The sequence below is a fragment of the Paenibacillus glucanolyticus genome, from assembly GCF_037333485.1.
Lineage (GTDB): Bacteria > Bacillota > Bacilli > Paenibacillales > Paenibacillaceae > Paenibacillus_AQ > Paenibacillus_AQ glucanolyticus.
This window is the reverse complement of the sequence record NZ_CP147845.1, coordinates 5292638-5305487: the sequence shown is the minus strand read 5'-3', so window position 1 is coordinate 5305487 and position 12850 is coordinate 5292638. Positions and strand designations below refer to the sequence as shown.

Annotated in this window: 8 protein-coding genes; 4 read left to right on the top strand and 4 right to left on the bottom strand. The window is 51.8% G+C overall.

Features of this window, described 5'->3' with window-relative positions; genetic code table 11:
* Positions 1-10 precede the first annotated feature (10 nt).
* Positions 11-1066, top strand: coding sequence for an amidohydrolase family protein (locus WDY75_RS24850; protein ID WP_063478761.1), 1056 nt, complete (start codon positions 11-13; stop codon positions 1064-1066).
* A 322-nt stretch (positions 1067-1388) separates the two neighbouring features.
* Positions 1389-1760, top strand: a complete 372-nt coding sequence (locus WDY75_RS24845; RefSeq protein WP_036641122.1) for a Rieske (2Fe-2S) protein — start codon at positions 1389-1391, stop codon at positions 1758-1760.
* Positions 1761-2219: 459 nt separating this feature from the next.
* On the opposite strand, the gene WDY75_RS24840 is transcribed toward WDY75_RS24845, so the two are convergent.
* The 4 genes from WDY75_RS24840 to WDY75_RS24825 all read right to left on the bottom strand — a co-directional run bounded on the left by WDY75_RS24840 (position 2220) and on the right by WDY75_RS24825 (position 4691).
* Complete coding sequence (locus tag WDY75_RS24840) at positions 2220-2834, bottom strand: hypothetical protein (protein ID WP_036641235.1); 615 nt, start codon at positions 2832-2834, stop codon at positions 2220-2222.
* 208 nt (positions 2835-3042) lie between these two features.
* Positions 3043-3585 (bottom strand): chromate transporter, encoded by a 543-nt coding sequence (locus tag WDY75_RS24835; protein ID WP_063478762.1) that lies wholly within the window; start codon positions 3583-3585, stop codon positions 3043-3045.
* Entirely contained in the window at positions 3585-4154 is a 570-nt protein-coding gene (locus tag WDY75_RS24830; protein ID WP_063479755.1) for a chromate transporter, read from the bottom strand. The genes WDY75_RS24835 and WDY75_RS24830 overlap by 1 nt, the downstream gene beginning before the upstream one ends.
* A 54-nt stretch (positions 4155-4208) precedes the next feature.
* The gene (locus WDY75_RS24825; RefSeq protein WP_006208546.1) at positions 4209-4691 is read right to left on the bottom strand and encodes an Lrp/AsnC family transcriptional regulator; all 483 of its coding nucleotides are present in this window, start codon (positions 4689-4691) and stop codon (positions 4209-4211) included.
* Between the two features lie 369 nt (positions 4692-5060).
* Here WDY75_RS24825 and WDY75_RS24820 point away from each other — a divergent pair, with 369 nt between their 5' ends.
* The gene (locus WDY75_RS24820; protein ID WP_063478763.1) at positions 5061-6158 is read left to right on the top strand and encodes a CapA family protein; all 1098 of its coding nucleotides are present in this window, start codon (positions 5061-5063) and stop codon (positions 6156-6158) included.
* A 478-nt stretch (positions 6159-6636) separates the two neighbouring features.
* Positions 6637-12711, top strand: a complete 6075-nt coding sequence (locus tag WDY75_RS24815) for a phosphodiester glycosidase family protein (RefSeq protein ID WP_063478764.1) — start codon at positions 6637-6639, stop codon at positions 12709-12711.
* Positions 12712-12850: the final 139 nt, after the last annotated feature.

Here is a 12850-nt window from a genome sequence, read left to right as displayed (position 1 = left end):
GAATCAGGCAATGGACGACTACCAAATTATCGATGTCGACGTTCATAACGAACAGGACGATCGGGCGCTGCTTCCGTATTTGCAGGAGCCCTGGCGTTCGCGGGTAGCGGCATCCGGCATCGGTTATGCCGGGTCCGGTTACTATTCGCCGATCGGCGTGATGAAAAAAGATTCGATCCCTCCGGGGGGAGGCAAAGCCGGCTCCGACCCTGACTATATGATTAAACAGCTAATCGAAGGCTACAACCTGGATTACGCTGTACTGACGGGGGTCGTCTACAACATCTCGTCGACACATGACCCGGATTTCGCAGCGGCCATATGCTCGGCCTATAACGATTATTTGATAGCCGAGTGGCTCGGCAAACATAAAGCCTTCAAGGGCGCGATGGCGGTAGCCACCCAGGATCCGCTGCTGGCGGCACGCGAGATTGACCGGATCGGCGGCCATCCGGATATCGTGGAGGTCATGATCTCCAGCGCGGCGCGTTCGCCGCTCGGGCAGCGCCACTATCATCCGATTTACGAAGCGGCGGAGCGCCATGGTCTTCCGGTCGCGCTCCATCCGGGAGCGGAAGGCGGCGGGAGCTCGACGGCTCCCACCGCGGCCGGCTACCCGGCACGCTACATTGAGTGGCACACCTGCCTTTCCCAGATGTTTATGGCCCATCTGGTGAGCATGGTCTGCGAGGGCGTGTTCGTGAAGTACCCGAACCTTAAGGTGGTTCTGGTTGAAGGCGGTGTGGCCTGGCTGCCGGGCCTGATGTGGCGGCTGGATAAAAATTATAAAGCGCTGCGCGCAACTGTGCCCTGGCTTACGAGAATGCCAAGCGAATACATCCGGGATCACTGCTTCTTATCCACGCAGCCGATTGAGGAGCCGGATAATCCGCAGCATCTCATCGATCTCTTCAATATGATCGATGCCGAGAACATGCTGCTGTATTCCAGCGATTACCCGCACTGGGACTTCGACTCGCCGGGGCATATTTTACGGGGCCTGAAGCCCGAGGCGCGGCGGAAGATCTTTTACGAGAATGCGAAGCAGCTGTACCGGCTGGATTGAGAGGATGGATGAAGAAGGCACGAGGTTGAAGACTACGGCATCCAACCAATAGAGCATGAGGTGGAGGACACTACGCATCCAGGTAACTATGTACGAGGTAGAGGACGGACTCATTCAACTAATTGTGCATGAGGTGGAAGACAGACTCATTCAACTAGCGCACGAGGAGAATAACGAACTTACCCGACGAATAGCGACGAGATCCAATGATTGCGATGAAATATCCAACTAATTGAGCATTAGAGCCAATGATTGTGATGAGATATCTAATTAATTGAGCAAGAAATTCAACGAATAGCGGTTAATGGCAAGGAGGTGCAGAATGGGAATACATTACGTGCTGGCGGAGGGGGATATTCCGGATGATGGGCATGCGGTCGTAAATATTGAAGGACGCGAAATCGGCATTTACCGGATCAATGGCGAATACCACGCGATTCTCAATTACTGCCCGCATCAAGGGGCGCCGATCTGTGCGGGGCTCGTCTCCGGGACGACGCTTCCCTCGGAGGTGTACGACTACGAATACGGTCGGGCAGGCGAAATTGTCCGCTGCCCCTGGCACGGCTGGGAGTTCGACCTGCAGACAGGCAAGTCGCTGTTCAGCGACCGCATTCGGGTGAAGAAATACAAGGTGGAGGTTCATGAGGGTAAGGTTGGTGTGGTGATGGGGAGGAAAGTAGTTGGTGGGTAACGAAGTGGAGAAAGTAGTAAAGAAAGTAGTGGAGAAGTAGGTAGGGATGTAGTAGAGGAATAGGTCACTCAAGTCACCCGCCGGCTTGCATCGGACTGTAGATCCGTTATTTCGTATTATAAGTCGTTTTTTTACAATGTTCCGGACACCAGATCCGCTAATGCACGGATTACGGGTACAAATACTAAGTAAGACAGTAAATAAGGTCCTATGGGTCCGTTCACCCTCTCAAAAGTACTGTTTTTCGAGAAATAAGGTATCCTGTGTCCGGTACGGGAGGCAACTTCCATAATCACCATAAGTGGATTAGCTCAACAAAAATGAAAAGAGCGAGTGTCGAGGGTTATTTACCTTCAACTCGCTCTTTTAAATAGCTGCGGACCACGTCGTGGTCTGGGAACTAGGAACTTTAAAAACAACAATAACTCTGTGGAAGTGCATTTTTAAAGTACGACTGACCTATTGTTGAACTGGTTTCATTGATTTTGCTACTTCAATCATTTGCTCCCTAGTAAACACAACGCTACTCATTTCAATGTAAGTATCGCCTTGAATCCATGTCAGAAAGCCGCCATTCTGTTGACTGGATGCCCACGACTTAAATCTCCCTTCGATATCGTTCCATGTAACCGGTTCGCCACTCAGATCGAATTTAAATTCATATTCTACCTGTTTGGTTTTAGTGGTCTTGTTTTTAATATCGATGCTTGTAATGGACCGAGTAGTCTTGTAACCGCGGGCTTTATGCTGTTCAACTCCCATTAAATAAATGTCTCCGGACATGTCAAAGTAGCTAAACCGGGTGAAAGTGATTATTTTGTTCCCGGGAAGGTGCGGATAAGGAACTGGAATCTCCAGTTTCCAATCGGTGTGCGGCAGTTGTGGAGCATAAACTACAAAATCCGTGTCCTTGCTGAGCTGTTGCAAAGCTTGAGTTTGCAATGCCTGGCGTTCGACTGGCTGTTCAGTTACAGCCGCCTGCATGGCAGCAGTTCCATGATCATCTGCCGATGCCCCGTGCGGTAATCCAAACAAAAATATGGCACATAATAGTGCCGACATTACTTTCTTCATGTTATACAATCACTCATCACTCCAGCACTATTTGTTTAGGATAGTTTTTCCCGGTTAACCCAATTTATCCCTTCGAAAAAGCTGCTGGCTTGCATTAAAGACTACGTTATATCGTAGTCTTTTTTGTTAAGCACCCTAAGAATTATATTGGTTGCGTTCTATGAAGTATATTTGTTTGCAGTATATGGTTTGCAATGAATCAAGCCCCTCACACCACCCGCGACAACACTAACCCCCCGTAGGCAAACGCGGCCAGGATCACCAAGGCCGGGTGGATTTTGCGGATGTTCATGGCCCAGAAGGCGACGGCGGCGATGCCGAGCGACTGCAGGAGGCCGATGGAGATGACGGAGCTTTTGCCCATCTGCCAGGTCAGGGTTAGCATCATGATGGCGATGACTGGCTGGACCAGGAGGGTCATGCCTTTGACGACCGGTGACGTGCGGTATTTTTGCAGCAGATTCAGCAGCCAAATGAGGGCGACGGCGGAAGGAATAACCGTAGCCGCGAGGGCAAGGGACATGCCCATCCAGCCGTATACGTCATACCCGACAAAAGCGGCGATTTTGGTGGCGATCGGACCGGGGAGTGCATTGCCAAGCGCAAGCATGTTGGAGAACTCCGGATCGGTCAGCCAGCCGTGGTTGGTGACGATCTCCTTGTACATGAGCGGGATGGAAGCGGGACCGCCGCCATAACCGAGCACGTTAGCAATGAAAAAACTGATCAGCAGCTGCAGCCATTCTTCCATTAAGCGGATCCCTCCTTGTCCCGTCTTTGTTTTTTCAATTTGGATACGGTTTTGAAATGCACCGTGCCGTAAGCGAGGAACAATATAATCACAATGGCCGGATGAATCTGGAAACTCTCCAGCAGGAGAAACGATACGGCAAAAAATCCGATTCCGGCATAAATGCCGAGGCCCTTCACGGCCTTCTCGCCAAACTCGTAAGCCATCGTTCCCAGCATGACGGCAATGACCGGCGTCACGCCTGCAATCATGCCGGCGACCACTTTGGAGCTGCTGAGGAAGGTGACGGCAGACAGCAGGGCAATCATCGCGATACAGGTTGGGAGGATGTGCGCAAGAACGGCGACAACCGCGCCGAGGGCTCCTTTTTCCCGGTAGCCGAGATAGGCTGCCATCTTCGTGGCGATCGGGCCCGGAAGCGCGTTGGCGAGCGCGAGCACCTCCCCGAATTCATCGTCGCTCAGCCAGTGATAGCGTACAACGGCTTCGTGCCGTATCAGCGGAATAACGGAAGGACCACCGCCGTAGCCGAGTATTCCGGTTCGGACCATGCCGAACGTTAATTCCATGTAGGGGTTGCTATGTTTACTGCTCAAAGGTATGAGTCCTTTCTGTTGTGGGAGTTAGAGCCTGATGCCCATGCGGCTTTTATACCGCTTGATCAAGATTTGGGTGTCTACACTCGTAATGCCGGGAAGCGGGTAGAGTTTCTCATTTAAAAACATTTCCATTTCCTTATGATTGGTAAACAGTCCGTGCATATGCAGTTTGCTGGGCCCGGTCATATGATAGAGGCTCGTTACATACGGCTCGTTCTCCAGCGTGTCCGCCACTTGCTGCAGATATTTGGGCTCGACCTCCACGTTGAAAAAAGCAGACACCGAAATCCCCACCTTTTCCGGATTAATGACCGCCGCGAACCGTTCAATAATGCCGTCGTCCATCAGGGCACTGACCCTGGCCTGAACGGCGACACGGGATAATCCGATTTCCTTGGCCAGATCTGTGTACGAGATTCGACCGTTCTTGCCAAGAATCGCCATGATCCTGCGGTCTGTATCGTCAATCACGGGAGGAGAATTCTCCCCGTTAGAATGAATATCCATCGAATGCAGCTCCTTTAGCTTTACTTATATGTAAGGGATTTCTCAGTATTTTATTACAAAACGCAATCAAATCATTCCAATCCATTACGATAAGTCTAAATATATAAGGTATTCATAATGTTTTCAATATGATTTGCAAAGTTTGAAACTTTTTGCGTGCTTTTCAAGTCTAAGTCTATGAATAGAAAATGATAGATTTTCATTCATTGGGTAGTATTACTAAGAATATGAATCTGCATTCAGGAGTCAATTACATTCTATCTATTAAATGGGTTATTTTATAAAATTACCCTTTTATATCAATATATGATAGGATAATGAAGGTGAATTGCTAGCTTCTTAGAATCTCTTATTGAAAGGCGGCACGGTATGAAAAGATTATTTTGCCTCATTCTGGTTCTCGTTATGATTCTCCCGGTCAGCATGGTTTCAGCAGCGGATGCAAACGGGAAGGAGAGTCAGAGCAAGGCACAGGAAGCCAAGAATAAATCGGGGAATACCACGCAAGCGAATAAATCAAAGGACAAACCGATCAGTCTTGTGTTTGCAGGTGACATTCTATTAGACGGTTATGTAGGTAACCAGATTGAGCGGTTCGGTAATTTATATCCGTTCAAGAAGGTAGCTCCCATATTGAAAAAGGCTGACATGGCATTCGCCAATCTGGAGACACCGGTCTCCATTCGGGGCAAGGCAGCAGATAAAACCTTTGCCTTCCGTTCGAAGCCGGAAACACTCCAAGGCCTGGCCTATGCGGGCATCGACGGCGTAACACTCGCCAACAACCACATTCTCGACTATGGACAGCAGGCAATGCTTGATACCATCACACATCTGAAACGCCAGAAGATCGGCTACACGGGAGCCGGGCACAATCTGGATGAGGCCTTCAAGCCTTACGTGCAGAACATTGACGGGAAAAAAGTCGCGGTGCTCGGGGTGAGCCGGGTACTCTCGGGCAATTCCTGGATCGCAGGCAAGAACCACCCGGGTGCCGCTTCCGCCTACACAATGGAGCCGATGCTGACGCACATCAAGAAGTCCGCGAAAAACAACGATTTTACGATTGTGTATATCCACTGGAATCAGGAGTTTGCCGACTATCCGGAAGAATACGCTCGCACGATGGCGAAGCAGATGATCGACGCGGGTGCTGACATCATCGTTGGATCGCACAGCCACACATTGATGGGCATAGAGTATTACAAGAACAAACCGATTTATTATTCGCTCGGAAACTTTGTGTTTAACCGCTCGACCCGGGGCGGGGATAAGACACTGCTGTCGATGATGGTGCATTTCGAGATTCAGGGCTCCAAGATCACGAGCCGGATCACGCCAGTGAAGATTATCAATGGTCAACCGAACCTGATGGACAAGACCTACAATAAGAACATCATTGCGAAGCTGAATAAATTGTCCTACAACGCGAAGATTGATGCCAACGGCAACGTCAGCAAAAAATAATAGGGATTCTCAAAAACAACTGCGGCTATTAGCTGCGGTTGTTTTTTTATGCGCACTCAAAAAAGCCTCCGCGAAAAAATGTCGGAAACTGGCGACAAGGCTTTTTTTCATTCCTCGTATTCGACAAAAACTGCTTTTACGCCACCCGACCGGGAATTCCTGCTCCAAAAAATAAAATAAAGTTTTACTTAATGTATTGTAATTTGAAATAAAATTTCAATATGATGAAGGGAGAAAAGACAAGTTGTTTTGGGCACAGGAGGCGGTGGATACGGATTGGCAGCATACTTTTTTGCAGCCCTTCCAGCTAATGACTGAATGTAAAGCCCCCTGCGGCAGAGTTAACTTCGTCTTAATACAGAATGGAGGTGGAATTAACAAGCCAGCGTTATACTCCCGAGTAGGTCTTTCGTTCGCGGACAGATATACACCGGGGAAGAACAGGAGTCCAAGCATAGAGAAGGAGGAATTGATGTACATGTTAAGGAGTAAAAAGAAAATATCGTCACTGCTGAGCGGAGTGATGTTTCTGTCTTTGCTGTTTCCCGCAGGACAAGCTGCTGCAGCTGATCCGGCAGCCACCGCCCCATCGGTTATAGATATGCGGCAGATGGAGATCGGGCCAGGCGCTACATATACATGGGCGAATATGCAAAAGGGCAGCGGCGAGCAGAAGGTTCACATGGTGGAGTTTAATCCATCGCAAGGGAATCTGGAGCTTCAGCCTGGCCTGACGGACGGCAAGGTTTATGGCATGCAGGGTGTCAGCAAAATGGCATCCGATGCAGACCAGAAGGACAACCGCGTCATCGCGGCGGTGAACGGAGATTTCTACGATATGTCCACGGGCATTCCGCTCGGATTGTTCATGGGTGACGGGGAGCTTCTGACAGACCCGCCTGGCGGGAGGAACGCCTTTGGGATCAAGAAGGACGGGACCAGCCTGTATGGCAGTCCGAAATTAACGAAAAACGTGACGATTGGCGGAACCGTAAGCAGCTTATCCTCCATCAACCGTTTAAGAGGCGCGGATGCACTTGTTCTCTATACCGAAAAATTTAATGCCACAACAATGACCAATAACCTTGGAGACGAGGTTATTCTGGATATCGTGAGCGGCAGAGTTGCCAGCGGCGAGTCCTTGACTATGAAGGTGGCTTCTATTCTTAAGGATCAGGGAAATTCGCCGATAGGTCCGGATCAAGTGGTTCTGTCCGCTTCGGGCTCGCAGCGGAACAAACTCGCCGGGCTGAAGGTGGGGGATGAATTAAGCGCAAGTTTTCAGCTGGATAACGAGTGGCAGGACGTCACGATGGCAATCGGCGGAACGGTGATGCTGGTGCAGGATGGCGTAGTCCAGCAGCATACCGATCCGGCCGTACATCCGAGAACGGTGGTTGGCACTAAAGCCGATGGCTCTGTTGTGCTGTTCGAGGTTGATGGCCGCCAGCCGGGCTTTAGCGAAGGGCTTAACTACATCGAGCTCGGTGAAATGCTGCAGGAGCTCGGCGTGGTTAACGCATTGAACCTGGACGGAGGCGGTTCGGCTACCTTCGTTGCCCGCCTGCCGGGGGAAACGGCGCGCAAAGTGCTCAACTCGCCATCGGACGGCGGGGAGCGCAAGACAGCCAACGGGATTCTGCTGGTGAACACAGCACCCGAGGGAGCTGCGAACAAACTTGTTGTGGCTCCGACGCTGGAGCGAGTGCTGACAGGTTCCTCTGCTGCCTTTAAGACGGCAGCCGTGGATCAGAATCTGCATCCGTCCCAGATGACGGAGACCGCGATATGGAGTGTTGACCCTGCCTACGGGTCCATCGACGCCAGTGGTAAATTTACGGCAGGCAACCAATCGGGAGTGACCGAGGTATCTGTACAATCCGGCAATCTGACCGGAACAGCCGGATTGGAAATCGTGGATGAGCTGACCGAGCTCAAATTCTCTGACGCGGTGAAGACCTTCTCTTCCGGCTCGACCGAGACGCTCAAGGTCTCGGCGCTTCGTAATGGTCAAGTGGTACAGGCCGACAATAGCCGTTTGGAGTGGCGTACCGAAGGCGATATCGGGACGATTGACGGAAACGGAACGTTTACCGCCACGGACAAGCAGGACGTCAGTGGCAAAATCTTCGTGAAGTACGGTCAAATTGAGACCTCAATCGAAGTAAACGTAGGACTTCCACCGGTGATGCTTGAGGATTTCGAGAACGGCTTAAGCCGTTATAAACCAAGCTCCGGCGCGCAGATCAAATCAACCAAGGTATCCATTGAAACCGATGAGACCTATATTCGTTCCGGTAATGGTGCATTGAAGCTGGAGTATGATTTTACAGGGATGACCGGCACCTCCGGCGCTTATCTCCAGACAAATGGTACAGCAGACAATATCGAAATTCCGGGCTATCCGGAGAAGATCAGCATGTGGGTGTATGGAGACGGCAACGCGCACTGGCTCCGTGCCCAGATTCGTGACAGCAAAGGCGCGATCCCGCTCGATTTTACCGATCAGACGGTCGGCGTTAATTTCAAGGGATGGAAGTATCTCGAAGCGTCCGTTCCCAAAGGAAGAACTCTTCCACTGGTGATGGACATGCCGGTTCGTTACATGGAAACGCAGGCAACGAAAAAAGACGCCGGAGCTATCTACGTGGACGAAATTCGTGCATTATACGGTCCGGCCCATGACGATATCGAGCCGCCGGTTCTGAAGAATTTCTCGCCCGTTAACGGTGCGGAGATCAAAGTGAATACACCGACCATTACCGTGTATGCCGAGGATGCAGGTTATGATCCTGTTGCACATCCGGGAACCACCCTGATTGATCCGGACAAAATCCGGTTTTATCTGGACGGCAGTCTGGTACAGCATACCTTGTATCCGCCGGAAGGAAGAATTCATTACACGCCAAACGTTCCGCTTGCCGATGGTGTCCATCAGGCGAAGGTCACCGTCCGTGATCTCTCGGGTAACCAAACGACTGAGGAATGGAACTTCACCGTAAATACAGGTGCGGCCAGGGTAGTGTACGATACACCGGACACGGTCTATGCGGGAGGCGGCTACACGCTGGATATCGGCGGGGTGAAGACGTCCCAAATCCGCAGTGGTCATATCGATTTCCAATTCGATCCCACCAAAGTGGAGAATCTGGAGCTCATACCGGGGGACAAGCTGAGTCCAGCCCAGGTTAGCGCAGACATTGACGCTACAACAGGAAAGGTCAAAGTGACCTGGAAGGACATCCATACCGCATCCCTGTTGGATACGGATTGGATCGGCCAAATCCGGTATGATGTGAAGAAGAACGCAACCGACAGTAGCATCATATCGCTTACGTCCGGGGCTGTATCTTTCACCGATACGGGGAATACCGAATTTTCATTCTTCGGTCTTCCGATGGAATCCAGGATCGCAACGCATTATACGCTGAGCTGGAATCAGGAAGGAACGGTGCAGGGATACGAGACCGAATTTAAAGTGAGCGATGCCCAGGGTCAGCCTGTGGAAGGTGTACAGATCATGGCTGATGCAGCAGCGGTGGGAACAACGGATGCAGCGGGTATCCTGAAGACGGGGACTCTGACCTCCCAGGTCAAGACGTATACGGTGCAGGCGGTGAAAGGCAATCAATACAGTCCGGCACTGGAATTCAAGGTTTCGCCGCTGGCCGGAAGCCCGACGCCGTTCAACATCAGCGTAGGCATGGGCGAAGATCCGACTACGTCGCGGATGTTCAACTGGCATACAGACCCGGCAACGGACGGGACCATCGTGGAACTGGCCAAGAAATCCGAATTTACGGATTTCGATGTCCCGAATGTCCAGAAAATCGATGGAACCAGCGAGCTGTACCATACCTTGGATCTTGGGACGGTCCGCGTCCATAAAGCGACAGCGTCCGGCCTTGAGCCAGGCACAGAGTATGTGTACCGTGTCGGTGACGGCCAAGGCCATTACAGTGCTCAAGGCTCGTTTAAAACGACCGAGCTTGCGGGAGACACCACGAAATTCCTGTATTTTGCGGATTCTCAGGCCTCTACCGCCAAAGAATTCGAGCTGTGGGGGAACACAATCGACAAAGCGGCAGCCGAGCATCCGGATGCCGAATTCATGGTCCATGCCGGTGATATGGTGGACAAGGGATTCCTGGAAGAACAGTGGAACTATTGGTTCGATGAGGCCCAGAAGCATTTTCTGAATACGACGTTAGTGTCGACCATCGGCAACCATGAAGTGATGGGGACCAAGGAGAACGGGGATTTCCTGGCTCACTTTAACCAGCCGGGCAATGGTTTGGACAGCCTGAAGGGAACGAACTTCTCATTTGATTACAAAGACGTTCATTTCATCATGCTGAACAGCGAGTATCAGCTGGAGAAGCAGAAGCAATGGCTCCAGCAGGATCTCGCTGACAATGACAAGAAATGGACCGTCGCGATGTTCCACCGCGGGCCTTACGGCAGCATTTACGATACCGCCGAGGTGCGCAGCTTGTGGGCGCCCGTGCTGGAGGAATTTGGCGTGGATCTTGTATTAAACGGTCATGATCATATTTATATTCGTTCCTACCCGATGATGGACAATCAAATCGCTGCGGACGGTCAGGGCACGACTTACGTTGTAGCGGGATCGTCAGGTCCCAAATTCTACTCCCATACGGAGCGGGGATGGCATGAGGTGGTCGACGACGAACAGACTCAGATGTACGCCTCCGTGGAAGTGAAGGGAGACGAGCTTCATTTTGTAACCAAAACGGTTGGTGGACGTATTGTGGACGAGTTTACGCTGACGAAATCGGGAACGAAGCCAGCTCCGGAGCAGATTATAGTGAGCCCGGACCAGCTTAAGCTTGCCGTCGGCGAAAGCCGTGAATTGCAGGCTGAGGTGAAGCCAAGCGGGGCCGAACGAACCGTAGTATGGTCCGTATACAGCTCCGAACCGTCGGATGACATCGTCAGCGTATCAGCAGACGGCATTGTGACGGCTCAAGGACTGGGGAATGCGGTCGTAAGAGCAACCAGCACGGCGGCACCGGATGTGTATACAGACCTGAATATTTCGGTAGATCGAATCCCGAATGGCAGCATGGAATCGATCGCCTTAAGCGGCAAATCCGAGCTGAAGGCTGGGGATACCGATAAGACGGTTACGGAGGCGGTTTATACCGACGGTAGCCGTATCCGCTTAATCGAAGGCGTAACTTATCTGAGCAGTAAGCCGGAGATAGCCTCGATTGATGAACAGGGCTTGGTACGGGCTTTAGCAGAAGGGGCAACTGTCATTTCGGCAACCTACGAAGGGTTCAAGTCGGAGTACGCCTTGAAGGTGATCACCCGTGGCGGAGGCAATCCCGATCCGGGAACGGAGCCGCCAGTAAATCCACCGGTGAACCCACCGATAAATCCACCAGTACAGCCGCCCGTGACACCGCCGTCTGGCAGTATCACCTTGTCGGCCAGTGAGCTTGCAGCTAAGCTGTCGAACGGGCAAGTGACCTTGTCAGTGGATGGAAGCTTTACGGACCTCACATTGCCGGGCAATGCGGCTGACATTCTTAAGGACGGCTCCATACGAATCGAGGCGAACAACTTGGCCATAACGATTCCATCCGAGGTGCTCCGCCAGCTGGGTGGTCTTGCAGATGCTGGCCAGCTTGAGAAGGGCACCATCAAGCTGAGAGCCGTCACATTGTCGGATGCGGAGATGAAGGAGCGCATCGCGCAAGCCGTCCGTGTCTCCGGAGCGAAGCTGACAGCAGCCGGAGCTATGCTGGAGTTCCAGCTTGCACTGACGACAGCGGATGGTCAGGTCCACCGCTTAACCGAGTTCGATCATCCGATGACGCTGGAACTGCCGTTATTCTCAGATGCCAAGGGTTCAAGAATCTCCATGTACTATTTGTCCGGCCATGGAGAGCTGGAGTACATTGGCGGTGTGAGCAAAGACGGTCGCATGTCAGCGGGAATACGTCATTTCAGTGCATACGGTTTGCTTGATTATGAGAAAACCTTTGCGGATGTGCCTTCATCGTTCTGGGCTGCGAAGGTCATCGGTGATTTGGCCGCGAAGCAGCTTATCCAAGGCATCAGCACGGAGCGCTTCGCACCGGCTCAGCAAGTGACCCGAGCCGAATTTGCTGCGATGCTGGTTCGTCTGCTTGACCTTCAAGCAGAACGTTCTGCACCGTTTGCGGATGTAGCTTCAGGCAAATGGTACGCGGAGGCTGTTGCAGCGGCGAGCGAGTCCGGAATCGTGAACGGACTCGGCCAAGACCGTTTTGCACCGGAAGCCCCGATTAAACGTCAGGAAATGGCGGCCATGCTGGTGCGCGCTTATGCCTATGCAATGAAGCAGCAGCAGGAGAACCTGGGCGCGAGCAGCGGATTTACGGATATCGCCGAATCTCCTGACTGGGTTCAGGAAGCGGTAGAAACTGCGTATGCCCTCGGTTTTATCCAGGGCCGCACGCCGAGCCGCTTTGCACCGGAAGGACTAACCACGCGTGCGGAAAGCGCGCAGGTTATCTATAATCTGTTGAATAAGCTGAAGTAAGGCTTAGGCGATTACGCCTCTCTCCACCTGTAGAACATCGCAGAGGAGAGAGGTGTTTATTTTTCAGGTTAAAGTATGGCGGAAGTTCCGATATAATGATATACAGGGTCAATGAACGAAACGTAAGCCGAAGTTACAC